Consider the following 24,930-nt stretch of genomic DNA (forward strand, 5'->3'; position numbering starts at 1 on the left):
ACGGGCGGCTCGAGCACCTCCGCGGCTCCGCACTCGGCTTCCGCAACCTCACGAACTATGTCGCCAGATCACTACTCGAAGCCGGAGGCTTCAGACCCCAACTACACCCTCGTTCGTGAAGAGCCCCGTTACGCACGACGCAAAACGGTACGCACGCAAAAAATGCCTCACCTGCCACTTCAGCCTCATGAGTCACACAGTTGCGTGCATAACGGTTGTTGAGGTTCCGGAATTGCACGGAACCGGGGGTGCGGAACCTGGGGTGCGGACGAGGGGTGCGGAACCTGGGGCGCGGAACCTGGGGTGCGGAACCAGGGGTGCAGGACGGGGGGTGCAGAACCGGCGTTACGGCTGGCGGGTGAGGGGGGCGGTGTAGGCAGCCCAGCTGTCGAGGTCGGCCTGAGCACGGGACGAACCGAGTATCGCGCGGAAGGCGGGATCGGTAGCAGCCAGGGTGATCGCGGTGTAGGTGACCCAGGGGTGCGGCTCACCAGATTCTGGCGTGAGCATAACGGGATACTCAGCATATGGTGAGGCACAAGAAGGCGATCACCGCGCTGATCGTCATGAGCGGCACACTCATGACGATCAGTCCGTAGACAAACGCCGCACAGAATCCGAGACCGACGTGCAGCATGCGTCGCTGCACGCGCGGCCACGGCCGCGGTCACTCGCCGCTGTTGTCTCGTTCGACGATGTGCATGGCGCGAACGGCGTCGGTGATCGAGCCGGTCAGCGACGGGTACACAGCGAAGACGCGCGAAAGTTGGTCCACGGTGAGGCGACGCTCGACGGCAACGGCAATCGGGTAGATCAGCTCGGAGGCCTTCGGCGCGACGATGACACCACCAATGACGGTGCCGGAGCCTTCGCGGGCGATAACCTTCACGAAGCCGTCCTTGATGCCCATCATCTTGGCACGGGGGTTGGCCGACAACGGCAGCTTGTGTACGACGCCGTTAATGTGGCCAGCCTCGACATCGGCCTGCGACCAACCGACCGTCGCAATTTCGGGGCCGGTGAAGATGTTGGCGGTGATGCGGCGCGGATCCATCGGAATAACGATGTCACCGAGGGCGTGGAATACGGCGGTGCGTCCTTGCATACTGGCAACCGACGCGAGCGGCATGAGCGTGGTGCAGTCACCGGCCGCGTAGATGTTCGGCACCGAGGTACGACCAACGCGGTTCACACGCAAGTGGCCCGAGTCGGTGAGCTGAATGCCCGCCTCTTCGAGACCGATACCCGCGGTGTTCGGAATGGAACCGACAGCCATGAGGCAGTGCGAGCCCTCAACCGTGCGTCCGTCTGCGAGCGTGACCGTCACACCGCTGTCGGTGCGCTCAACCTTGTCAGCACGTGACTTGTTCAAGACCGTCATACCGCCACGGGTGAAGACCTTTTCGAGCACAGCTGCGGCGTCCTGGTCTTCCGAGGGAAGAATCTGGTCGCGCGACGAGACGAGGGTGACCTTCGCACCCAGGTTCATGTAGGCCGAGGCAAACTCAGCACCGGTGACACCCGAACCGACCACAATGAGGTGCTCGGGCAGGGCCTTCATGTCGTACAGCTGCGTCCACGTCAGAATGCGTTCGCCGTCGGGCATGGCGGAGGCCAGCTGGCGCGGCGACGCACCGACCGAAACCACGAGGGTGTCGGCCTCAACGCGGTCAAAGTCGGTGCCGTCGGGGCCGGTCGAAACAACGACGGTGTGGGCGTCTTCCAAGCGACCGTAGCCACTAATGATGCGCACACCGGCCTCAACGAGAGCGTTGCGCATGTCTTCGGACTGCTGACGAGCCAGCGCCAGCAGACGCTTGTTGACAGCCGCCAAGTTGATGGCAACTTCCGGCTTCAGCGGCTTGCCATTCGCACCCTTAGCGAAAAACTGCACGCCGAGGTCAGAAGCTTCAGAAATAGCGACGGCGGCGTCGGCCGTCGCGATGAGAGACTTCGACGGAACCACGTCGGTAATAACAGCGGAACCACCGACACCGGCACGCTCGATGAGCGTCACGTCGGCACCGAGCTGTGCTGCCGCGAGCGCCGCTTCATACCCGCCAGGGCCGCCACCCAGAATTGCCACGGACTGAGTGCGCTCAAACGAGAGAGAAGACATATGTCTATTCTCGCTCACCGGGAGCGAGTTCGAAAACGCCACTCCTGCCTTCTGGCGCGCAGATGAGCGAGCGGCGCTCCTGGCGCGCACGCGCGCGGGTTCCTAGAGTAGAGGAATGTCTGATTCGTGGGATAACCCTCTTGAGAACCCGGCCGCTGATCCGTTTGAGATCGCAGCCCAGGCCGCAGCCGACATTGCTCGCCTCTCGGGCGTCGCACAGCACGACATTGCCCTGACCCTGGGCAGTGGTTGGGGCAAGGCCGCCGAGCTGATCGGTGAGACCGTCGCAACTATTCCGGCAACGGATGTCACCGGCTTCTCTCGTCCGGCGCTGGCAGGCCATGTCGGAACCATTCGCTCCGTTCGCACGCCAGATGGCAAGAATGTGCTTGTTATTGGCGCACGTACGCATTATTACGAGAACCACGGCGTGCGCCGCGTCGTACACTCGGTGCGCACGGCAGCTGCGGCCGGCGCCAAAATCATGGTGCTCACTAACGGTGCCGGTGGCATCAAAGAGACGTGGAGCCCCGGTCAGCCGGTGCTCATTAGCGACCATCTCAACTTGACGGCTGACTCGCCGCTTGAGGGTGCAAAGTTCGTTGACCTCACCGACCTGTACTCGTCGCGCCTGCGCGACGTTGCTCGCACGATCGACCCGACGCTTGACGAGGGCGTGTACACGCAGTTCCGTGGCCCGCACTACGAGACCCCGGCAGAAGTGCAGATGGCGAAGAACATTGGTGGCCACATCGTCGGCATGTCGACGGCGCTCGAAGCGATCGCCGCTCGCGAGGCTGGCATGGAGATTCTCGGCCTGAGCCTCATCACCAACCTCGCCGCCGGCATCCAGCAGACGCCGCTGAGCCACGAAGAGGTCATCGAGGCGGGCAAGACCGCAGAGCCGATCATTTCGGCACTGCTCGCAAAAATTATCGAGGCACTATGACGATCGATCTCACCACGGCGCTACGCCGCGCGGTCGCGTGGCTCGCGCAAGACCCCGACGACACGACTCACCACGAGCTCGATGAGCTGATCAACCACGCGATGGACGGCAACCCCGCCGCGCAGGCTGACATCATCGATCGTTTCGACTCGCGCTTGGCCTTCGGAACCGCAGGGTTGCGTGGCGAACTGGGCGCAGGTTCCGCTCGCATGAACCGGGTGCTCGTCGCTCAGGCAGCCGCCGGATTCGCGGCGTACCTGCTGGAGAAGAACCCGGGCCGCACTCCTACCGTCGTGATTGGCTACGACGGTCGCCGCAACTCCGACGTGTTTGCAAAAGACTCTGCCGAGATCTTCGCGGGCGCTGGGCTCAAAGCGGTGCTGTTGCCGCGCCTGCTGCCGACGCCGGTGCTGGCGTTCGCAGTTCGTCACTTGAACGCCGATGCGGGCGTCATGGTGACCGCGAGCCACAACCCGCCGAACGACAATGGCTACAAGGTGTACCTGGGCGGCGCTGACCAGGGCGCGCAGATCGTTGCCCCCGCCGACGCCGAAATCGCCGCGCACATTCAACGCGTTGCCGACACGATGTCGGTTCCCGACCTGGAGCGTTCCGACGCGTACGAGATCGGTGCCGAGTCGATTGTCGACGCGTATGTGGCCGCGACCGCTGCCGTCGCGCCCGCTCCGGCCGCCGCTGCCAACATGCGCTGGGTCTACACCGCCATGCACGGCGTCGGTTGGGAGACGGTCGAGCGCGTGCTCGCCGCCGCCGGCTACCCGCTGCCCGAGACCGTGACCGCGCAGTTGCAGCCAGACGGCGCGTTCCCGACGGTCGCCTTCCCGAACCCGGAAGAGCCCGGCGCGATGGACCTCTCCTACGAGACGGCCACCGCCACGAACGCCGACTTCATCATTGCGAACGACCCCGATGCCGACCGCCTCGCGGTTGCAATTCCGGTCGACGGTGGCTGGCGCCGCCTGACCGGCAACGAAGTCGGACTGCTCTTGGGCTGGCGTGCCGCTCGCGCCGCACAGGGTACCGCGGGTGCTTCGCTCGCGTGCTCCCTCGTCTCCTCCCCCGGTTTGGGCGCGATTGCCGAGCACTTCGGCCTCGACTTCCACGAGACGCTCACGGGCTTTAAGTGGATTTCACGCGCACCGGGCATGGTTTTCGGCTTCGAAGAAGCGCTCGGCTACCTCGTGAACCCCGAAACCGTTCGCGATAAAGACGGCATCTCGGCCGCCGTAGCGATGCTCGGCCTCGCCGCAGACGCTCGCGAGAGCGGAACCACGTTGGCGGGCCGTCTGGAGGAGTCGGCCGCGACGTTCGGTCACTTTGCGAGCGGCCAAGTGTCGATTCGCGTTGACGACGTGGCGGTCATCGGGCGCATCATGGCCGCGCTGCGCGAAACGCCGCCGACGAGCATCGGTGATGACGCCATCGTGAGCGCCGACGACCTGCTGGCTGTACCCGCGGGCGAGCCGTCTGGTGACGTGCTGCGGTATCGCCTCGCGTCGGGCTCGCGCGTTATCGTGCGCCCGAGCGGCACTGAGCCGAAGCTCAAGGCGTACCTCGATGCGAAGGCAGACTCGGCCGAAGCATCTGCCGCGCGCATCGCGTCGATGGACGCCGCGATGCGCGAGCTCCTCGCACAGCTGTCCTGAAAACATAACCGGTGAGGCGCACCCTATGCTCGTAGGGTGCGCCTCACCGATATCACCACTCTCGAATCAGCCCACGTCGTGCTGGAGCCCCTGAGCGAAGCACACAACGCCGAGCTCGCCGTGGCTGCGGGTGAGATCACGGAAGATTTGTGGTTCACATCGGTTCCGCGCGCCGACGAGGTGCCTGCCGACACGGCGCGACGCCTCGAACTGCGCGAGACAGGCATGATGAACCCGTTCGTCGTGCGCTCGAAGGCTGACGGCCGCGTCGTCGGCTCAAGCACGCTGTGCAACATCAACCTCGAAACTCCGCGCACCGAGATTGGCTACACCTGGTATTCGCCGCGTGCTCGCGGCACCGTCATCAACCCCGCCGCGAAGCTCCTGCTCCTCGGGCACGCATTCGAGGCGTGCAACGTCATCGCCGTCGAGTTCCGCACGCACGCCCATAACCTGCGCTCGCGCGCCGCCATCGCAAAGCTCGGCGCCAAGCAAGACGGCATTCTCCGCAACGACCGCATCGGCCGCGATGGTACGCTCCGCGACACCGTGGTGTTCTCGATCTTGCCGCACGAGTGGCCCACGGTGCGTCTGGGCCTCACCAGCCGCACCGCGGCGCTCGCAACGGCGGCCAACACTCGATGACGCTCGCCCTGTTCGTCGGAAGAAGGGTGCGGCAGCGGCAGGGGCCGCCGCCGGATTCATGCACGTCACGAGTGGACTCTCCGGCCCTCCCCTGGCAGCCCACGCCGTCGGCGACAACTGGAATCAACGCAGCTTCACCGCCACCGTTCAGGTCATCTTCGTCGTGCTCTGCCTCAGTAGCGTGATCATTCGCGGGCTTCCCGTCTCCCCCCGTCATTGACGTTGTCACCCTCCTGATCGTCACGGTGGTCGGCATCATCGTCGGTTCTCTCCTGGTGCGCTTCGTGCCGGCACCCATCGCCCGTCGTGCCATGCTCGTGATCGCGTGGTGTGGCGGAATTGTCGCCCTCATCCGCGGCATTTCGATGCTCATCATGGCCGGGTAGCCCGCTCGGGTAGCCTCGCTCTTTCGCGTGCTCGCGGGCTTCGGAACCAGCGGGGCCGCTGAGTAGGATTGCGCTACTGCCTACCCGAGGCGCACACCGTCGTGCGAGGAGAATGTCGTGCCCCCACTGCCCTATGCCATCATCGGCGCAGGACCCACCGGACTCGCGGCCGCGCGAGCCCTGCAAAAAGCCAAGATTCCGTTTCAGGGATATGAAGCATCGACCGGTGTCGGTGGGCTGTGGGACATCGAGAACCCCCGCAGCACGATGTACGAATCAGCACACCTGATTTCATCGCGCACGACGACCGAGTTCACCGAGTTTCCGATGTCGTCCACGGCCGACTACCCCAGCCACCGTGAGCTCAAGACCTACTTCAACGACTTTGCCGCGCACTTCCGGCTCGACGAAACGTTCCGCTTCAATACCCGCGTATCTCGCATCGGTCGTGATGGATCCGAGTGGCTCGTCACCGTCGACGGCCCTGACGGTGAAGAGACCCACCGGCATGCCGGTGTGATCCTTGCGAATGGCACGCTTGCGGAGCCGAACGTGCCGGCGTTCCGCGGCGAGTTCACCGGCGAAATCATGCACACGAGCGCGTACAAGTCAGCAACGCAGCTTACCGGCAAACGCGTGCTCATCATCGGCGCAGGCAACAGCGGGTGCGACATCGCCGTCGACGCCGTGCACCACGCGCGCTCGGTCGACATGAGTGTACGCCGCGGCTACTACTTCGTGCCGCGCTACTTGTTTGGCCGCCCGTCCGACACCCTCAATCAGGGCCGTCCGCTGCCCGCGAAGATCAAGCAGTTCATTGATAAGCGCATTCTGCAGGTGTTCACCGGCGACCCGGTGCGCTTCGGGTTTCCGAAGCCGAAATACAAGATCTACGAGTCGCATCCCATCGTTAACACCCTGATTCTCAACCACCTGGGTCAGGGCGACCTGCGCATTCGTGCCGACATTGATCGGTTCGACGGAACCACGGTGCACTTTCGTGACGGATCCTCCGGTGAGTACGACACGATTCTGCTGGCCACCGGCTACCAGCTTGATTACCCGTTCGCTGATCGCGCCGACTTGCACTGGACGGGCGCGAGCCCAGACCTGTACCTCAACGTCTTTCCGCCGAGCTTCAACGGGCTCTACGTGCTTGGCATGATCGAAGCCTCCGGTATCGGCTGGCAGGGTCGCGCTGAGCAGGCCGCGCTCGTTGCCGCGTACCTCCGCGCCGAGCGCGAAGACCCCGAGAAGGCACGTGCGTTCCGCGAGCGCGTTATGAACGCCCCGTGGCCCGACGTCACGGGCGGCTACAACTACCTGGGCCTTGACCGCATGAGCTACTACGTCAACAAAGACGCGTACCGACGCGTCGTGGCCTCGACTGCGAAGACCCTGAAGGTGGGCACATGAACATCGATGAGGTTGTTCTCAACTTTTCGCCGAACTCGCTTGTGCTGCTCAATGTCGTGCTCGCGCTCATCATGTTCGGCATCGCGCTGGACGTCGCACCGCGCGACTTCAAAATCGTGGCGCAACACCCGAAGCCGTTCATCGTAGCGATCCTCGCCCAGCTGTTGATTCTGCCGGCGGTGACGTTTGGGTTGACGCTGATTCTGCCGCTGACGCCGTCGATGGCACTCGGCATGATTCTGGTGGCGTGCTGCCCGCCCGGCAATATCTCCCAGGTGTTGACGCACCGCTCCGGCGGCAACGTTGCCCTGTCCGTCTCCATGACGGCCGTGGGTAACCTGCTCTACATCATCGCGATGCCGCTCTCGATCGCGTTCTGGGGTTCGCTGCACCCAACCGCACACGAGCTGTTGCGCGCTGTTGAGCTCAACACGTGGCAGCTCCTGCTCGACATAGTGCTCATCATCGGCGTGCCATTCCTGCTCGGGCTCGCGATTCGCGCGAAGTTCCCGACGTTCTCAAAGCGTGTGCAGCCCGCGGTGAAGTGGTTCAGCCTCATCGCACTGCTCGCGTTCATCGTGATCGCGCTCGTCGGCAACTGGGCGTTCTTCATCGCGTTCCTCGGCATCATCATCCTCGTGGTCACGGTGCACGACGCCGTGGCACTCGCAATCGGCTATTCCACCGCCGCCGTCTCGGGCCTGGGTACGCGTGAGCGCAAGGCCATGACGTTCGAAGTCGGTATCCGTAATGCCGGCCTTGGTCTCGGCCTTGTCTTCATGTTCTTCGATGGCCTCGGCGGCATGGCCATCGTCGCCGGCTGGTGGGGCATTTGGGACATCATCGCCGGCCTCATCGTTGCGAGCCTGTGGGCCCTACACACGAAGCGTAAGACGGGCTCAGCACAGGGCGATGCCTCGCGGCACGCGCCCGTAGCGGCACCCCCGGCGGCGGAACCATCCGCATGACGCGCGTACTCGTCACCGGTGGTTCCGGATTCCTCGGTTCCCACGTCGTCACGGCCCTCGCCGCGCACCCCGATGTTGATGTGGTCGTCTCAGCCGATGTGCGCACGCCGGAGCACCCGCGCGACGGTGTTATCGATGCACCGTGCGATGTCACCTCCCCCGGCACCCTGGTTCCGCTTCTCGACCAGTACGACATCGATACCGTCGTGCATCTCGCCGCCATCGTGAACCCCGGACACGATGAGGAGCTGGAGTATCGCGTCGACGTCACCGGTTCACGCAACGTCATCGACGCGTGTATCACGGCGGGTGTGGGGCGGCTCGTGGTGTCGAGCTCAGGTGCCGCGTATGGCTACCACGCCGACAATCCCGCGTGGATTACCGAAAAGTGGCCGGCTCGCGGCAGCGACGAGTTTCCCTACTCGAAGCACAAGGCGCTCGTCGAGGGGATGCTGGCGGACGCACGCGCTGCGCACCCGGCGCTTGAGCAGGTGGTGTTCCGCATCGGAACCATACTCGGGCCCACGGTGAAGAATCAGATCACGGCGCTGTGGGATGGCAAGCGCATTCTGGCGATCCGTGGTTGCGAATCGCCCTTCGTTTTCGTGTGGGCTGACGACGTTGCGGCTGCGATGGTACGGGCCTCAACCGATGGTCCGGCGGGCATTTTCAATATCGCCGGCACGGGGGCGCTGACGGTCACCGAGATTGCGTCACGACTGAACAAGCCGATGTTGCGGGTGCCCGCCGGGGTTTTGTCATTCGCCCTGCGCATTGCCCATGCGTTGCGATTGACCGTGCATGGGCCGGCGCAGGTTGGCTTTCTGCGCTATCGGCCGGTGCTCGACAACACGGCGTTGCGTGAGGTGTTCGGTTTCGAGCCGTCACACACGTCGCATGAAGCGTTCGAACACTATCTCGCAACCCACCCCGGCGTCGCCCGCTGACAACGCAAAACCGGCGCCACGTATGACGTGACGCCGGTTGACGTTTGCTTACTTCTCGAAGCCCTCGGCGATGATCTCGATGAGCTCTTCGCGCTCTTCGACAGCCAAGAAGGCAGCCGCTGCAGCGTTGAGCTGGAACGCCTCGATGTCTTCCAGCGTGTACTCGAAAGCGTCTGACAGGAGCTTGAGCTCGCGGGTGAGCGACGTGCGGCTCATCGTGCGGTTGTCGACGTTTACGGTCACCGCGAAGCCGAGCTGGTACAGCAGGTCAAACGGGTGGTCCACCATCTCGGTTCCCCACGCGGCGATCGCGCCAGTCTGCAGGTTCGACGACGGCGACAGTTCGAGCGGAATCTCACGATCGCGCACCCAGCGGGCGAGGTCGCCAAACTGCACACGCACCTCTTCATCGTCACGACCGACAACGTCGAGGTCTTCAGCGAGGCGCACACCGTGACCGAGGCGCAGCGCACGGCCATCGATGAGGGCGGAACGAATCGAGTCGAGACCCGCCGCTTCACCGGCGTGCACCGTGGTCGGGAAGAAATTCGCGGCGAGGTAGTCGAACGCCTCGCGGTGACGCGAAGCGGGGAAGCCGTCTTCCGCACCCGCGATGTCAAAACCAACGACGCCACGGCCGCGGTAGTCAACGGCGAGCTTTGCAATCTCGAGCGAGCGGTCGGTGTGGCGCATCGCGGTGATGAGCTGACCAACACGGATGTCTTGGCCACGGCTCGCGACCGCGTCTTCCCCCTCTTCGATACCGTCTTGAATCGCGTCAACGGCCTGCTCCAGCGTGAGGCCACCGGCCACGTGCTGCTCCGGCGCCCAACGCATTTCACCGTAGACGACACCATCGTGGGCGAGATCTTCGACAAACTCGCGCGCGATGCGGGTCAGCGCCGCCTCGGTCTGCATGACCGAGGTTGTGAGCTCGAACGACTTCAGGTATTCAACGAGCGAACCGGATTCACCCTGCTTGGCGAACCATGCATCGAGAGTCTTCGCGTCAGACGCTGGCGTCTTGAGGCCTGCTTCTTCTGCGAGTTCGAGAATCGTCGCCGGGCGCACGCCACCGTCAAGATGGTCGTGCAACGACACCTTCGGAAGGCCGCGCAGCGAGACGCCTTCAAGCCCTGCGTCACCGTGCTGGTCGATTGACATGAGTTACCCCTGTTCTAAGAGTCTTACGCGGTGATGCGCTCGCGCACGAGAGGACCACGGCCAGCCGCCGTGTCTCCAATCTCCCACGCTCCCTCAAGGGATTCAAGCGCACGGGCGAAACGAGACTCGTCGTTGGCCGACAGCGTGAAGAGCGGCGCACCAGCTTCAACCGTATCGCCAACCTGCGCGTGCAGATCGATGCCCGCGGCGTGGATAACCGGGTCTTGCGGACGAGCGCGGCCAGCGCCCAGGCGCCACGCCGAAATACCGAACGGCAGCGCTTCGAGTCGGGTAATGACGCCCGAGCACGGAGCAACGATCGTGTGCGTCTCGTTCGGGGCGGGCAGCGCGGCGTCAGGGTCGCCATCTTGCGCCGCAATCATCTTTCGCCACGAGTCCATCGCACGGCCGTCCTTGAGCGCCGCTTCAACGTCGGCGTCGGGCTGGCCGACAAGCGCCAGCATTTCGCGGGCGAGTGCCACGGTCAGTTCAACAACATCGGCGGGGCCGCCACCGGCGAGCACCTCAACCGACTCACGAACCTCGTTCGCGTTACCGATCGCCCGGCCCAGCGGGCTGTTCATATCGGTGAGCAGAGCCGTCGTCGCAACGCCCGAGTCAGTGCCGAGCGCCACCATCGTCTCCGCGAGCTCGCGCGCCTTGTTGATGTCTTGCATGAAGGCGCCGGAACCAAACTTCACGTCAAGAACGAGAGCACCGGTTCCTTCGGCAATCTTCTTCGACATGATGCTGGACGCAATCAGCGGAATCGCTTCAACGGTTCCGGTCACGTCACGCAGGGCGTACAGACGCTTGTCTGCCGGTGCGAGACCTGAGCCTGCAGCGCAAATAACCGCACCGACTTCGCTGCCGAGCTGCGCAAACACCTCGTCATTCGAGAGGGCCGCACGCCAACCGGGGATCGACTCGAGCTTGTCGAGCGTGCCGCCGGTGTGGCCGAGGCCACGGCCGGAGAGCTGCGGAACCGCAACGCCGAACGAGGCAACCAGCGGAGCGAGAGGGAGGGTGATCTTGTCACCAACGCCACCCGTGGAGTGCTTGTCGACCGTCAGCTTGCCCAGACCGGCGAAGCTCATACGCTCCCCCGATGCGATCATCGCATCGGTCATCACACGAACCTCGTCGCGCGTCATGCCGTTCAGCAACACGGCCATCGCGAACGACGCCATTTGCGCGTCTGTCACGTACTCGCGCGTGTAGGCGTCAATGAGCCATCGCAGCGCGTCTTCATTGATGGGCTGGTGGTCACGCTTGGCGCGAATGACGTCAACCGCGTCAAAAGCTTCAATGCTCATCGTCCGAACTCCTCCAGGTCGCGCGGGCCAAAGGCGTCAGGCAACACCTCGTCGATCGTGCGAATGCCCGAAACGGTCTCCAGCAGCATGCCGGGCAGGGCGTGCTCGAACAGCAGCTGACGGCAGCGACCGCAGGGCATGAGGGTCGCGCCGTGGCCGTCAACGCACACGAACGCGACGAGCTTGCCGCCACCGGTCATCGCGAGCTGCGATGCCAGACCACACTCGGCGCACAGCGTGACGCCGTACGACGCGTTTTCGACGTTGCAGCCCGAAACGATGCGGCCATCGCTCACGAGGGCAGCGGCTCCGACCGGGTAGCGCGAGTAGGGCACATATGCCTTCTTCATCGCTTCGGTTGCTGCACTGCGCAGCTCGTCCCAGTCAATATCCGTCATGTCATCCCTTAATGTATGGCTTGCCATCGGCGGCGGGCGCTCGCACCTTGCCGGCGAATCCGACAACGGCGAGCACTGTCACGACATACGGCAACATCTTCATGAACTCACCCGGGATCGGGGATCCGAGGTTGCTCAAGAGGGTCTCGAGGTTCATTGAGAAGCCGAACAGCAGCGCCGCAAGCGTGGCTTTGATCGGATCCCATCCACCGAAGATGACGGCGGCAAGCGCGATAAAGCCGAGACCGTCCGTCATCTCCTTGTCGAAAGCACCGACCGAGCCCAGCGTGAAGTAGGCGCCACCGATACCGGCGATGGAACCGGCAAGCAGCAGGTTCCAGAAGCGCGTCGGGTTGACCTTGATACCGACGGTGTCAGCAGCCTGCGGGTGCTCACCAACGGCGCGAAGACGCAGACCCCACTTGGAGCGATACAACGCCCACGCAACGACCGGCACGATGACGTACGCCAGGTAGACGATCAGCGTTTGGTTGAACAGCACAGGCCCCAGCACGGGGATCTCGTGCAGCACCGGGATGGGCAGGCGCGGGAAACGCGGCGGGGAGTTGAACAGCGTCTCGTTTTGCTTCATCACAGCGCCGTGCAGGAAGCTCGTCAGACCCGTGATGAGCACGTTGAGAACCACACCGACGATAACCTGATCGACCACATAACGGATCGCGAACAGCGCGAGAACCGCGGCGACCAGCGCGCCGCCGACCATAGCGGCGACCAGACCCAGCACCACGTTTCCGGTCATCGAGGCGACGAGCGCCGAGCTGAAGGCGGCTAGCAAGAATTGCGCTTCGATGGCAACGTTGACGACACCGGCACGCTCACCGATGACGCCACCGAGAGCGCCGAAGATCAGCGGAACCGCGAGCGAGACGGCACCGAAGAGCAAGCCGGTGACCGGAACCAGACCATCGGCAGCCGACCACGTGAGGAACGCGAACACCGCAACGAACGCGAATACAATCGGCACCCATAGTCCGACGCTCTTGTAGGCGGAGACGCGGACGGCCGTGTAGGCCGCGAGCACAACAAGAACGATCGCGCACGCGAGCACGGTGATCCAGGTAGGAACCTCGATATCGGGAAGCGCGAGCGAAGACGTTCGATCTGCCAGACGGAAGGTGCTGGTACCGTGTCGGCCTGCCGGTAGAGCAAGCAACACGATCAAGGCGGCGACGATCCCCAGGGAGATCGGCAGCTTAAAGCTGCGCTGACGAACCTTCTCGCGTTGGACGGCGCCGATAGCGACGGTGGCGGCTACGGTGGCGCTCATGCGGCCACCTCCTTCTTCGCGCGGCGTGTAGATCGGGGCGTTGCGCCCTCCTTCGGGAGGAAGAAGACAGCTCGAATCAGCGGCGGCGCCGCAATGAACAGCACGATCAGTGCCTGCACGACGAGCACGATGTCAACCGGAATGTCTTGCGACGTCTGCATCGTGAAGCTACCGGCTTTCAGCGCGCCGAAAAGGATTCCGGCTCCGAGGACACCGAAGGCGCGGCTCCGGCCGAGCAGGGCAACGGTGATTGCGTCAAAGCCAATACCCGCGTCGATACCACTCTCAAAACCACTGGTGATGGTTCCCGAAATCTGGTTGACACCGGCGAGGCCAGCGAGCGCACCGGCGATACCCATCGCATACACAATCGTGCGACCGACGTTGACGCCGGAAGCGCGCGCAGCATTCGGGTTTTCACCGACCGCACGCATGCGGAATCCGAGGCTCGAACGCTCAATCAGCCACCACACGAAGACGACCGCCGCAATCGACACAATGAAGCCGGCGTGCACCGACAGCGGTGCGGGGAACAACAGCGGGAAGCGAGCCGTTTCTGGTGTGGGCGCTGAGATCGGCTGCGTCCCTCCCGGGCGTTGCAGCAGGCCAGGCGTCGCCAAAAGCCAGGAGATGAAGTAGTAGGCGATGAAGTTGAGCATGATCGTGAGGATCACTTCGTGCGCGCCGGTCTTCGCCTTGAGAACGCCGACGAGACCACCCCAGATCATGCCGCCGATGAGGCCGGCGATGATCGTCAGGGGCAGGTGGATGTAAATCGGAGCCTGTACCGTGAAAGCGACGGTTGCGCCGGCAGCCACACCCATGAGCATCTGGCCGCGACCACCGATGTTGAAGAGGCCGACGCGGAATGCGAGCGCCACACCGAGCCCGGCGGCGATCAGCGGTGTCGCGAAGTTCAGGGTGTCGGTCAGCGGCTTGATCGCGCGCAAGAAGTTAGGCGCGTTGTAGTTGTAGATCGCACCACGAAACAGTGCCGCGTAAGCGCCGGAGATCGACTCCCAGATTGCGACAAATGTGTCAGCGGGGCGCTGGAAAAAGTACCCGGCCGCTGCCTGCACGCTGGGGTTTGTGGCGGCGATGAGGATGCCGCCGATGATCATCGCCAAAACAACGGCGAGAACGGCACGCACTGCGCCACCGGCAAAAATGTCACGAAGGATGCTGTTCTGCCGCGGAATCGCTTGCATTGCCTGCGTCTTTTCGGCGGCAATAGTCGGGGTTGGCTCGCTCACGAGGCGACCTCCTTGTCGGTGACAGCATCCGTCGTTGTGCCGGGCTGTTCCCCGGCCATCATGAGGCCGAGCACCTCGCGCGGAGCATTGCCGGGGACGATGCCCACAATGCCTCCGCGATACATCACGGCGATCCGGTCAGCGAGTGCGGCGACCTCATCGAGTTCAGTAGAAACGACGATGACCGGAACGCCGGAGTCGCGAGTCTGCACGATCCGCTCATGAACGAATTCGATCGAGCCGACGTCAATACCGCGGGTCGGCTGGGACGCTACGAAGAGCTTCAGTTCGCGGCTCAGCTCGCGGCTCAGCACCACCTTCTGCTGGTTTCCTCCCGAGAGGCGACCAGCATGCGTCTCAGGGCCCTGCGTGCGAATGTCGAATTCGACGATCTGCTCGCGTGCGAAAGTGTCCAGCGCCTTGCGCTGCAACGTTGCCATCCGGAAGAACGGCTCGCCGTTGGTCGAGCGGTTCAGAATCAGGTTCTCGGCGACGCTGAACTCGCCAACAAGGCCATCTTCCTTGCGGTCTTCCGGAACAAAACCGACGCCAGCGTCGATGATGCCCTGCACGGTCTTGCCGAGAAGGTCTTCACCGTCGAGGGTGATGGTTCCGGTGACCTTGCTCTGGAGCCCCAGAATGGCCTCGGTCAGCTCGGTTTGTCCGTTGCCCTGAACGCCCGCGATCGCGAGGATCTCGCCGGGGCGCACCTCGAAGCTGACATCGCTGATGACAGTTTGGCCGGTCTCGTCGATGACGCGAAGGTTGTTGACGACCAGCCCGCCCGAGCGAAGGTTTGGCTCGCCCTTCTTGACCGTAAGTTCAACCGCCCGACCGACCATCATGGCGGCCATCTCGGTGTTGGATGACTCCGGGTTTGCTTCGCCGACAACTTTGCCGAGGCGAATTACCGTGATCTTGTCTGCAACTTCGCGGACCTCACGGAGCTTGTGGGTAATAAAGACGATGGCCGTGCCCTCGTCGCGGAGCTGGCGCATAATGCCCATCAGCTCATCAGTTTCCTGCGGGGTCAGCACCGCAGTGGGCTCATCAAAGACGAGCACCTTGGCGTCACGTGAGAGCGCCTTGATGATTTCAACGCGCTGTTGAACACCAACGGGGAGGTCACCGACGATGGCGTCAGGATCAATCTCAAACCCGAACCGTGCGCTCACCTCACGCACATGGTTCCGCGCTGCGGCGACATCCAGGCGCCCAGCAAAACCTGTTTGCTCGTGGCCGAGCATCACGTTCTCGGCGACCGTGAAGACCGGGATCAGCATGAAGTGCTGATGGACCATGCCGATTCCGGCAGCCATGGCATCGCCAGGGCCAGAGAAGTGCTGCACCTCGTCATCGAGGAGGACCTCACCCTCGTCGGCGGTGTACAGCCCATACAGGACGTTCATCAGCGTCGATTTGCCTGCACCGTTCTCACCCAATAGACAGTGAATCTGTCCAGGCTCGACGGTGAGGCTGATGTGGTCGTTCGCGACGAGAGACCCGAATCGTTTCGTGATTCCGCGGAGCTCGAGCTTCATGGTGCCAATCTATCGATCATTGGAGCGGCCGGACAGCTGCTGAGCATCTGTCCGGCCGCGCCTTCAGTATTGCTAGGTGCTTACGGGGAAGCGGGCGATTCAACCGCGATCGAGCCGTCGATGATGCCCTCGCGGATTGCGACCAGCTCGTCCTCGAGCTCCGGTGCTACCTTGCTCGCGAAGTCGTGGAACTCCGACAGCGAAACACCATCGTTCTCCAGCGTGCCGACGAACGGGGTCGGGTCGAAGTTGCCTGCNCTCCGGTGCTACCTTGCTCGCGAAGTCGTGGAACTCCGACAGCGAAACACCATCGTTCTCCAGCGTGCCGACGAACGGGGTCGGGTCGAAGTTGCCTGCGGCAGCTTCGATGACCGAGTCGTATACAGCGACGTCCATGCCCTTCATGATCGACACGAGGAGCAGGTCTGCAACGGTCGGGTCGGTCGTGAAGACGTCGGCGTCGACACCCATCAGTGCGATGTTTCCACCCGAGTCACGGATGGCCTGTGCAGCCGACTGGTAGATCGGGCCACCGACCGGGAGCAGCACGTCGGCACCCTGGTCGATAATGCCCTGAGCGACCTGCTTGGCCTTGTCGTTCGCGGCGAATTCGTCGGTGAATTGGCCCTCCTGCGACTCGATGCTCCAGCCGACAACCTTGACGTCCTTGCTCTTCTGCTCGTTGAAGTAGTCAACGCCGAGCTCGAAGCCGTCCATGAAGATCGTTACGGGCGGGATCTTGGCGCCACCGAAGGTGCCAACGGTGCCGCTCTGCGAGAACGACGCTGCTGCGTAGCCACCGAGGAACGCGGCCTGTGCGGTGTCGAAGACGAGCGGCTTGATGTTCGGTGCGTCCGTCTTGCCGTCGAAGTCTGCATCTGCCCAGTCGTCGATGATCGCGTACTGAATGTCGGGGTTAGCGGTCGCTGCCTCGATGGTCGGCGCGCTCAGCTTGAAGCCGACCGAAACGATGAACGTGCAGCCTTCGGATGCGAGTGCATCAAGGTTGGACGCGTAGTCGCTTGCCGACTTCGACTCGGTCTTGGAGACCTCGACGCCGAGCTCATCTGCGGCCTTGGTGAGTCCTTCGAAACCGAGCTGGTTGAAGGACTTGTCGTCGAAGCCACCCTCGTCCGAGACCATGCACGGCTTGAAGTTTTCGACGGCTGCGCCGCCACCAGGGGCGGTGGTTGCGCCCGAGTCTTCGGTCGGCTTGGTGGTCGGTTCCGTCGTCGGAGCCTGGCCACAAGCGGCAAGCGAGAAGATGAGGCCTGCGGCGAATACGCCCACGCCAAGCTTCTTAGTGATGGAAATAGTCAAGGTTGCCTCCGCGATTGTTCGCCCGCGCGGTTCACGGGTTCGCTCCCAGAAAGTTACCCCGCGTGACGCGGATATTGCCTTACTCTCGCGCTAAAGGTTACAAAGCCGAAACAGATTGCTCATATGAGCAACCCGATCGAAGCGCCGCTCTCGTTAGAGTACGTCTCCCCGACCCGTGAGTTTTAGGGCATCGACGACACCCTTCACCCGCTGTGCGTGCTCACTTGTTGTCACCAGGAGGGCATCAGGCGTATCCACGATCACGATGTCTTTCACACCGACGACCGAGATCACACGGTTCGTCTGTGAAACCAAGATGCCGCTCGAGGCGTCGGCAAGAACACGGGCGTTCTCTCCCAGGATCGCCAGGTCGCTACCGCGGCCACGCGAGTTCAACTTCGCGAGGCTCGCGAAGTCTCCGACGTCGTCCCAATCGAAGTGCCCCGGAATCACAGCCAACGTGCCAGCCGCAGCCGCTGGTTCCGCCACCGCATAATCGATGGCAATCTTCTTCAGCCCCGGCCAAATGCGATCGACCGCGGGCCCCCGCTTGTCGCGGTCGTCCCACGCCTCAGCGAGCTCAACGAGCCCCGCGTGCAGTTCGGGCTCATTCTTGGCCAGCTCGGCCAAAATCACGTCAGCGCGGGCAATGAACATACCGGCGTTCCACAGATACGTGCGTGCTTCGACGTAACGCTTCGCGGTTTCAAGGTTCGGCTTCTCGACGAACTCCTTCACAAGCAGAGCCGCGGGCGCGCCCTTAATCTTCAGCTCATCGCCACTGCGGATATAGCCGAAGCCGACGCTCGGCTCAGCCGGCGGAATGCCGATCGTGCAGATATAACCTTCGCGAGCGACGGCAACGGCCTGCTCGACGGCCCATTCGAAGCGGTTGGTGCCCTGAATGACGTGGTCAGCGGCGAACGAGCCAATGATGACGTTGGGTTCGCGGCGGTGCAGAATCGCGGCGGCCAGACCGATGGCAGCGGCCGACTCCCGCGGCTCGGACTCCAGAAAGACGTTGAGGTCGGCCACGCCGGGGAGTTCCTTCTCAACAGCGGCACGGTGCGCGCGTCCGGTGACCACCGCGATGCGGTCGCTTCCGGAAAGGGGCTCGAGGCGATCCCACGTGTCGCGGAGCAGAGATTGTCCGGAACCGGTGAGGTCGTGCAAGAACTTTGGTGCGTCTGCGCGCGACAGTGGCCAGAGGCGGCTACCAATGCCACCGGCAGGAATAACGGCGTAAAAGTCAGAAAGCTTGCCTTGCATGGTGCAAGGCTAGCCCGGCTTACTCGTCACGACTGCACGCCACGGCGGTGTGCAACCAGTGCAAATGACCTACGCGGATGGTCACGGTTCAGGCACATTGTGGTCAGTATTGCCCGATATTAGGTATGCCTCATTCGCCCCCAGCGAAATTACAGGAATAGGATGGAGACCTACGCTCGCGCTTTCTTGGCGCCCGCACAGCTTCGCATCGATCAGGGAGGACGACGTGTCCGCAAGCGCTCGCTTGACACCGTCGGTATCCGAGACCACCTCAAAAACGCCGCGGGGAACGCTCTACCGCGGCAACGAGGGCATGTGGTCATGGGTGCTGCACCGAATTACAGGTGTCGCGATTTTCTTCTTCTTGCTTGTCCACGTTTTGGACACTGCACTCATTCGCGTCTCTCCTGACGCCTACGACGCCGTCATGTCGACGTACAAGAACCCCCTCATGGGCTTCGGCGAGCTCGTGCTCGTTGCCGGCATCGTCTACCACGCGATCAACGGCCTTCGCATCATCCTGGTGGACTTCTGGTCCAAGGGTGCGAAGTACCAGAAGCAGATGTTCTGGATCGTGATCGGTATTTGGGTTGTTCTCGTCGGCGCCTTCGCCGTTCGTCACATCCCGAACGTTCTGGCCCACGCGGGAGGTGGAAACTAATGACTGCTGAAACTCTCGCAGCTCCCCGCTCGTCGGCATCGACGCCGCGCAACGGTGGTGCCAACCTCGAAAAGTGGGGCTGGCTGTACATGCGCGTCAGCGGTGTTGTACTGGTCGTTCTGATCTTCGGTCACCTGTTCGTCAACCTCATGGTCGGCGACGGTATCTCCGCAATCGACTTCGGTTTCGTCGGTGGCAAGTTCGCTACGCCCTTCTGGCAGTGGTGGGACGTCGCAATGCTGTGGCTTGGTCTCATTCACGGCGCCAACGGTATGCGCACCATCACCAACGACTACGTCTTGAACAAGACGGCACGTAAGGTGCTCGTTTCCGCGATCTGGATCGCTGTTGGTCTGCTCATCATCCTCGGCACGCTTGTTGTCTTCACGTTTGACCCCTGCAACGGAGTCTTCGAAGACGGCGCGCTGTGGGAAGCATGTGCAGAACTGACGGGCAAGTAGAAAAGCTAGGCACACACACGTGAATACTTCAGATTCCGTTATCCGCGACGGCGTTCACTACCACCAGTTCGACGTTGTCATCGTCGGCGCCGGTGGCGCAGGCATGCGCGCAGCTATTGAAGCTGGCCCTGGCGCGAAAACCGCCGTTATCACCAAGCTCTACCCGACGCGTTCGCACACCGGTGCCGCGCAGGGTGGCATGGCGGCAGCCCTCGCCAACGTTGAGGAAGACAGCTGGGAGTGGCACACCTTTGACACCGTCAAGGGTGGCGACTACCTCGTCGACCAAGACGCAGCTGAGATCCTCGCGAAGGAAGCCATCGACGCGGTCATCGACCTCGAGAACATGGGTCTTCCCTTCAACCGTACGGAAGACGGCAAGATCGACCAGCGTCGCTTCGGTGGCCACACCCGCGACCACGGTAAGGCTGCCGTGCGCCGTGCGTGCTACGCCGCTGACCGTACCGGCCACATGATTCTGCAGACGCTGTTCCAGAACTGCGTGCGTCTCGGCATCAACTTCTTCAACGAGTTCTACGCTCTCGACCTCATCACAGTGAAGGACGAAAACGGCGCCACGCAGATTGCTGGTGTTGTTGCGTACGAACTGGCTACAGGCGAGCTGCACGTCTTCCACTCGAAGGCTGTCATCTTCGCAACGGGTGGCTTCGGCAAGATCTTCAAGACAACGTCGAACGCACACACCCTCACCGGCGACGGCGTTGGCATCATCTGGCGCAAACGCCTGCCGCTGGAAGACATGGAGTTCTTCCAGTTCCACCCGACCGGCCTGGCTGGCCTCGGCATCCTCCTCACCGAGGGTGCTCGTGGTGAAGGTGCCATTCTCCGTAACGCTTCGGGTGAGCGTTTCATGGAGCGCTACGCCCCGACGATTAAAGACCTCGCGCCGCGTGACATCGTTGCGCGCTCGATGGTTCAGGAAGTCGCCGAAGGCCGCGGTGCTGGCCCCCACAAGGACTACGTTCTCCTCGACTGCACGCACCTCGGTGCTGAGGTTCTCGAGACAAAGCTGCCAGACATTACGGAGTTCGCTCGTACCTACCTAGGTGTCGACCCGGTTGTCGAGCCCGTCCCCGTGATGCCGACCGCTCACTACGCCATGGGTGGTATCCCCACCAACGTCAACGCCGAGGTTCTCGCCGACAACACCACCGTTGTTCCGGGTCTCTACGCTGCTGGCGAGTGCGCCTGTGTTTCGGTGCACGGCTCGAACCGCCTCGGAACCAACTCGCTGCTGGACATCAACGTGTTCGGTAAGCGCGCTGGCCGAAACGCTGTTGAGTACGTCAAGACCGCTGACTTCGTTCCGCTGCCGGAAGACCCGGCCAAGGAAGTTCGCGACATGATCGAGGGCCTGCGTTCCAACCCGGGCACCGAGCGCATCGCGACGCTTCGCAAGAAGCTGCAGGACGACATGGACGCGAAGGCTCAGGTGTTCCGCACCGACGAGTCGCTCGGCGAAGTTCTCGAGACGATCGAAGAGCTGCGCGAGCGCTACAAGAACGTCCACGTCGACGACAAGGGCAAGCGCTACAACACCGACCTGCTCGAGGCTGTTGAGCTGGGCTTCCTGCTCGACCTCGCCGAGGTTGTCGTCGTCACCGCGAAGAACCGCAAGGAAAGCCGTGGCGGCCACATGCGCGACGACTACCCGAACCGCGATGACGAGAACTACATGAAGCACACGATGGCGTACCTCACCGGTGACCCGCACTCGTCGAACGCTGACGACCACATCAAGCTCGATTGGAAGCCGGTCGTCGTGACTCGCTACCAGCCCATGGAGAGGAAGTACTGATGTCGACTGCAGTTGCTGAGGCCAGCGCGCCCGAATCCGATGAGGTTCAGTCTTTCCTGGTGACGTTCATCGTTCGCCGCTTCGACCCCGAAGTAGACGAAGAGCCGCGCTGGGTTGATTACGACGTCGAGCTCTACTCGACTGACCGCGTTCTCGACGCCCTGCACAAGATCAAGTGGGAGGTCGACGGTTCGCTGTCCTTCCGCCGCTCTTGCGCGCACGGTATTTGTGGTTCCGACGCTATGCGTATCAACGGCCGCAACCGCCTGGCTTGCAAGACGCTGATCAAGGACCTCGACATTTCGCAGCCGATCTACGTTGAGGCCATCAAGGGTCTGCCCCTGGAAAAGGACCTCATCGTCGACATGGAGCCGTTCTTCGCCTCCTACCGCGAAGTTCAGCCGTTCCTGCAGCCGTCCTCCCCCACCACTCCGGGCAAGGAGCGCACGCAGTCCATCAAGGATCGCGCGATCTTCGACGACACCACCAAGTGCATCCTGTGCGCTGCGTGCACCTCGTCGTGCCCGGTGTTCTGGACCGACGGCCAGTACTTCGGCCCGGCCGCCATCGTGAACGCACACCGCTTCATCTTCGACTCGCGCGACGATGCTGCAAACGTGCGCCTCGACATCCTCAACGACAAGGAAGGCGTGTGGCGTTGCCGCACCACCTTCAACTGCTCCGAGGCCTGCCCCCGTGGCATCGAGGTCACCAAGGCTATTGCTGAGGTCAAGCGGGCCATTCTGCGCGGCGGCCGCTAAGCCGCTGAATTCAGTGGGCGTCGCCTTCGGGTGGCGCCCACTTTTTAGTGGCGGAATGGCGTGGTTTCAGTACGCTGGAGGTGTGAGCGACGAACGGAACCAGGAGAACACGACCGCCGATGACCGCCCGTCGGTGGTCGAGAAAGCATCTGAGACCGCACAGAAGGTCATGGCGTGGTTTCCGGTGCGAGTTTTTAAACGATTCTCCGTTCGAAACGGCCCCATTCTCGCCGCCGGTTCATCGTTCCAGGCGTTCTTCGCGGTGGCCGCCGCAATATACGTTGCGCTCGTTATTCTCGGTTTATGGTTAGGCGCAAGCGACTCCGCAATCGATGGCCTGATCAATCTCATCAACCAGTATCTTCCGGGTCTTGTCGATGAGGAGGGCGGGCTTTTCGGCCCTGAAGAAGTACGCGAAGTTGTTGCCGGCTCAGCCAGCGCCATGTCAATCACGGGTGTCGTCGCGCTCCTCGCGGTGGTGTGGACAGCGATCGGCTGGATGGGATACGTACGAAAAGCGGTGCGCGACATTTTCGATTTGCCACCGGAAGAGGGCGCGTTCGCCTTACTGAAGGCCCGTGATCTGCTCGCTTCGCTCGGCTTCGCGTTATTGCTTCTGCTGGGTGCCGTGCTGTCGACCGTCGGAACAAGCACGCTGAACTTCGCTCTTGACCTCGTGGGCCTGTCTGACAACGTCTGGATTGCGCGAACCGGAACGCAGATTCTTGCGGTGATCATTGCTTGCGCTATCAATGTGTTTACGTTGATCGTCCTGTTCCGGTTCCTCACCGACACAGATCTCAAGACACGTGTCATCCTGCCGGGTGCTTGTCTCGGTGGTCTTGGTTTGGCCATCCTTCAGCTCGCCGCTGGTTTTCTGTTGGGCAAGACTCCCTCAAACCCGTTGCTCGCACCCTTCGTTGTCATCATCGGACTCCTGCTGTGGTTCCGACTCATCATGACGGCTATCCTCCTCTCCGCGGCGTGGGTGGCGGTGAGTGCCGAAGATCAGAACATTGCCATTGTTTTGCCGACACACGAGGAGCGCGCCCTTCTCGAAGCAGAAACCCTTCGAGACGCCGCGCTCGTGCGATATCGGGAAGCGCGCATTAAGCGTGCCGGGGCACCGTGGTACGCGCGCCCCATCGCGACCCGGGAGGTTCGCCATTGGGCTGATCGCGTGGAAGAAACCCGACAGCGTGTCGCCGCCGCGGAAGAAGAATTGGCATCCTCTGGCAAGCGGAAGGTGACTGTCGGACCGCGCCGCTAGGCTGGTGGCATGGTGCGTATCTCTTCGGTCAATGTCAACGGCGTCCGTGCGGCAGCACGCAAGGGCATGCACCCGTGGCTCGCTGACGCGGGTGTCGACATTCTGACACTGCAAGAGGTGCGGGCACCTCGTGACGAGCTCGAAAAGGCGCTGCCGGGGTGGACGCTCGTTGATGACGAGGCAACCGCCAAGGGCCGCGCCGGTGTGGCGATTGCGTCGCGTCAAGCGCCCGTTGCCGTGCGCACGGCTTTCGGCCTCGATGAGCACGATACGAAGGGTCGCTGGATCGAAGCCGACTTCGACATCAACGGTGAGCGCGTCACCGTGGTGAGCGCGTACGTTCCGACCGGCGAGGCTGAAACGCCCGCTAAGCAAGACCCCAAATGGGCGTTCTTGGACGCGATGAGCCTGCGTCTTCCCGAACTTGCCGCGAACTCGGCATTCGCCGTTGTCACCGGAGACCTCAACGTCGGGCACCGCGAGTACGACATTCGTAATTGGAAGGGCAACGTCAAAAAGGCCGGCTTTCTTCCGCGTGAGCGCGCCTACTTCGACCGCTACTTTGGCGCGCACGGTGCCGACGTTGTTGCTGTCGACGGAACCACGGGGCCGGGTCTCGGCTGGGTGGACGTGGGGCGCGCCTTCCACGGTGAGATCGACGGCCCGTACACGTGGTGGTCAAGCCGCGGCAAGGCGTTCGACAACGACACCGGCTGGCGTATCGACTACCACATGGCCTCCCCCACGCTCGCCGAGCGCGTCGAGCACTACGCCGTGTGGCGTGCCCCGAGCTGGGACACCCGCTGGAGCGACCACGCTCCGGTCACGGTCGACTACCGCATCGGCTGACGCCTACGCGGCGATGTTGTCGCGCGCCGTCGCAATCGCGTCTGGTGTGAACGCTCGCGCCGGCAGTGCCAGGTAGTTTGTTGATCCGCGAAAGCGCAGGATCAGCGTATTACCGATGACGCGGGCCTTTTGAAACGCGCTGAGCTCAAGCGTTTGGGTTGCCAGTGGCGACTGTAACCAGACGGCTTCTGCCGTGATGCTGGTGGCGAGCTTGGAGCCCTCCGGCGCTGCCGCGCGGAGCATCTTCTTTGCCTGAGACCGCAACAGGAACGGCACGAGCGCGGTGATGACGATCATGCCGAGTCCAGCAATCAGCATCGTGAGGTTGCCACTGGTGGTGGGCTGACCCCGTTCGGTAGGTCCGGTGGTTGTGTGAGTCGTCCTGTTGCCCGGGGGTCCGGGCAGGGAGACTGGTCAGATCATGACGAACAGCAGGAAGCGTCACACTCCGGAGCAGGTCGTC

The 24,930-nt window shown here is 62.8% G+C and carries 25 protein-coding genes; 14 read left to right on the top strand and 11 right to left on the bottom strand.

Annotated elements, in window-relative coordinates:
- Positions 1–345: 345 nt before the first annotated feature.
- Together ACQUSY_RS12415 and ACQUSY_RS12420 are read right to left on the bottom strand one after the other, a co-directional pair.
- Positions 346–510 carry a hypothetical protein gene (locus tag ACQUSY_RS12415; RefSeq protein WP_428904771.1) on the bottom strand — a complete coding sequence of 55 codons (165 nt, stop codon included), beginning with the start codon at positions 508–510 and terminating at the stop codon, positions 346–348.
- A 157-nt stretch (positions 511–667) separates the two neighbouring features.
- Complete coding sequence (locus tag ACQUSY_RS12420; protein WP_428904772.1) at positions 668–2,119, bottom strand: NAD(P)H-quinone dehydrogenase; 1,452 nt, start codon at positions 2,117–2,119, stop codon at positions 668–670.
- 115 nt (positions 2,120–2,234) lie between these two features.
- Between ACQUSY_RS12420 and ACQUSY_RS12425 the strand changes: the two genes are divergently transcribed.
- From ACQUSY_RS12425 to ACQUSY_RS12460, 8 genes are all read left to right on the top strand, one after another.
- Positions 2,235–3,068, top strand: a complete 834-nt coding sequence (locus ACQUSY_RS12425) for a purine-nucleoside phosphorylase (protein ID WP_428904773.1) — start codon at positions 2,235–2,237, stop codon at positions 3,066–3,068.
- A complete protein-coding gene (locus ACQUSY_RS12430) occupies positions 3,065–4,735 on the top strand; it encodes a phospho-sugar mutase (protein WP_428904774.1) in 1,671 nt (556 codons plus the stop codon). The genes ACQUSY_RS12425 and ACQUSY_RS12430 overlap by 4 nt, the downstream gene beginning before the upstream one ends.
- 36 nt (positions 4,736–4,771) lie before the next feature.
- Positions 4,772–5,380 carry a GNAT family N-acetyltransferase gene (locus tag ACQUSY_RS12435; RefSeq protein ID WP_428904775.1) on the top strand — a complete coding sequence of 203 codons (609 nt, stop codon included), beginning with the start codon at positions 4,772–4,774 and terminating at the stop codon, positions 5,378–5,380.
- 58 nt (positions 5,381–5,438) lie between these two features.
- A complete protein-coding gene (locus ACQUSY_RS12440; protein ID WP_428904776.1) occupies positions 5,439–5,600 on the top strand; it encodes a hypothetical protein in 162 nt (53 codons plus the stop codon).
- Positions 5,601–5,625: 25 nt separating this feature from the next.
- The gene (locus ACQUSY_RS12445; RefSeq protein ID WP_428904777.1) at positions 5,626–5,766 is read left to right on the top strand and encodes a hypothetical protein; all 141 of its coding nucleotides are present in this window, start codon (positions 5,626–5,628) and stop codon (positions 5,764–5,766) included.
- Between the two features lie 117 nt (positions 5,767–5,883).
- Entirely contained in the window at positions 5,884–7,182 is a 1,299-nt protein-coding gene (locus ACQUSY_RS12450; protein ID WP_428904778.1) for a flavin-containing monooxygenase, read from the top strand.
- Positions 7,179–8,150 (top strand): bile acid:sodium symporter family protein, encoded by a 972-nt coding sequence (locus ACQUSY_RS12455; protein ID WP_428904779.1) that lies wholly within the window; start codon positions 7,179–7,181, stop codon positions 8,148–8,150. The genes ACQUSY_RS12450 and ACQUSY_RS12455 overlap by 4 nt, the downstream gene beginning before the upstream one ends.
- The gene (locus ACQUSY_RS12460) at positions 8,147–9,097 is read left to right on the top strand and encodes an SDR family oxidoreductase (protein WP_428904780.1); all 951 of its coding nucleotides are present in this window, start codon (positions 8,147–8,149) and stop codon (positions 9,095–9,097) included. The genes ACQUSY_RS12455 and ACQUSY_RS12460 overlap by 4 nt, the downstream gene beginning before the upstream one ends.
- A 48-nt stretch (positions 9,098–9,145) precedes the next feature.
- On the opposite strand, the gene ACQUSY_RS12465 is transcribed toward ACQUSY_RS12460, so the two are convergent.
- The 8 genes from ACQUSY_RS12465 to ACQUSY_RS12500 form a co-directional block, all read right to left on the bottom strand.
- Positions 9,146–10,261, bottom strand: coding sequence for an adenosine deaminase (locus tag ACQUSY_RS12465; protein WP_428904781.1), 1,116 nt, complete (start codon positions 10,259–10,261; stop codon positions 9,146–9,148).
- 23 nt (positions 10,262–10,284) lie between these two features.
- Positions 10,285–11,577: a thymidine phosphorylase gene (locus ACQUSY_RS12470; protein WP_428904782.1), complete on the bottom strand. Its 1,293-nt coding sequence runs from the start codon at positions 11,575–11,577 to the stop codon at positions 10,285–10,287.
- Positions 11,574–11,975 carry a cytidine deaminase gene (locus ACQUSY_RS12475; RefSeq protein WP_428904783.1) on the bottom strand — a complete coding sequence of 134 codons (402 nt, stop codon included), beginning with the start codon at positions 11,973–11,975 and terminating at the stop codon, positions 11,574–11,576. Before ACQUSY_RS12475 ends, ACQUSY_RS12470 begins: the two co-directional genes overlap by 4 nt.
- Position 11,976: 1 nt before the next feature.
- Positions 11,977–13,263, bottom strand: coding sequence for an ABC transporter permease (locus ACQUSY_RS12480; RefSeq protein ID WP_428904784.1), 1,287 nt, complete (start codon positions 13,261–13,263; stop codon positions 11,977–11,979).
- Entirely contained in the window at positions 13,260–14,471 is a 1,212-nt protein-coding gene (locus ACQUSY_RS12485) for an ABC transporter permease (protein WP_428904794.1), read from the bottom strand. Before ACQUSY_RS12485 ends, ACQUSY_RS12480 begins: the two co-directional genes overlap by 4 nt.
- Positions 14,472–14,512: 41 nt before the next feature.
- Positions 14,513–16,057, bottom strand: a complete 1,545-nt coding sequence (locus ACQUSY_RS12490) for an ABC transporter ATP-binding protein (RefSeq protein ID WP_428904785.1) — start codon at positions 16,055–16,057, stop codon at positions 14,513–14,515.
- Positions 16,058–16,156: 99 nt separating this feature from the next.
- Complete coding sequence (locus ACQUSY_RS12495) at positions 16,157–17,200, bottom strand: BMP family lipoprotein (protein ID WP_428904795.1); 1,044 nt, start codon at positions 17,198–17,200, stop codon at positions 16,157–16,159.
- A gap of 330 nt (positions 17,201–17,530) precedes the next feature.
- The gene (locus ACQUSY_RS12500) at positions 17,531–18,646 is read right to left on the bottom strand and encodes a mannose-1-phosphate guanylyltransferase (RefSeq protein ID WP_428904786.1); all 1,116 of its coding nucleotides are present in this window, start codon (positions 18,644–18,646) and stop codon (positions 17,531–17,533) included.
- A gap of 226 nt (positions 18,647–18,872) precedes the next feature.
- Between ACQUSY_RS12500 and sdhC the strand changes: the two genes are divergently transcribed.
- The 6 genes from sdhC to ACQUSY_RS12530 all read left to right on the top strand — a co-directional run bounded on the left by sdhC (position 18,873) and on the right by ACQUSY_RS12530 (position 24,467).
- Positions 18,873–19,307: a succinate dehydrogenase, cytochrome b556 subunit gene (gene sdhC, locus ACQUSY_RS12505; RefSeq protein WP_428904787.1), complete on the top strand. Its 435-nt coding sequence runs from the start codon at positions 18,873–18,875 to the stop codon at positions 19,305–19,307.
- A complete protein-coding gene (locus ACQUSY_RS12510; RefSeq protein ID WP_428904788.1) occupies positions 19,307–19,768 on the top strand; it encodes a succinate dehydrogenase hydrophobic membrane anchor subunit in 462 nt (153 codons plus the stop codon). The genes sdhC and ACQUSY_RS12510 overlap by 1 nt, the downstream gene beginning before the upstream one ends.
- Positions 19,769–19,787: 19 nt before the next feature.
- Positions 19,788–21,587: a succinate dehydrogenase flavoprotein subunit gene (gene sdhA, locus ACQUSY_RS12515; RefSeq protein ID WP_428904789.1), complete on the top strand. Its 1,800-nt coding sequence runs from the start codon at positions 19,788–19,790 to the stop codon at positions 21,585–21,587.
- Positions 21,587–22,348: a succinate dehydrogenase iron-sulfur subunit gene (locus ACQUSY_RS12520; RefSeq protein WP_428904790.1), complete on the top strand. Its 762-nt coding sequence runs from the start codon at positions 21,587–21,589 to the stop codon at positions 22,346–22,348. Before sdhA ends, ACQUSY_RS12520 begins: the two co-directional genes overlap by 1 nt.
- Positions 22,349–22,430: 82 nt before the next feature.
- Positions 22,431–23,618 carry a YihY/virulence factor BrkB family protein gene (locus ACQUSY_RS12525; protein ID WP_428904791.1) on the top strand — a complete coding sequence of 396 codons (1,188 nt, stop codon included), beginning with the start codon at positions 22,431–22,433 and terminating at the stop codon, positions 23,616–23,618.
- Positions 23,619–23,627: 9 nt separating this feature from the next.
- Entirely contained in the window at positions 23,628–24,467 is an 840-nt protein-coding gene (locus ACQUSY_RS12530) for an exodeoxyribonuclease III (protein ID WP_428904792.1), read from the top strand.
- Between the two features lie 3 nt (positions 24,468–24,470).
- Here ACQUSY_RS12530 and ACQUSY_RS12535 read toward each other — a convergent pair whose 3' ends face one another.
- Positions 24,471–24,785, bottom strand: coding sequence for a hypothetical protein (locus ACQUSY_RS12535; RefSeq protein WP_428904793.1), 315 nt, complete (start codon positions 24,783–24,785; stop codon positions 24,471–24,473).
- Between the last annotated feature and the right edge of the window lie 145 nt (positions 24,786–24,930).

Source organism: Microbacterium daqui (assembly GCF_050408675.1).
Classification (GTDB): Bacteria; Actinomycetota; Actinomycetes; order Actinomycetales; family Microbacteriaceae; genus Microbacterium.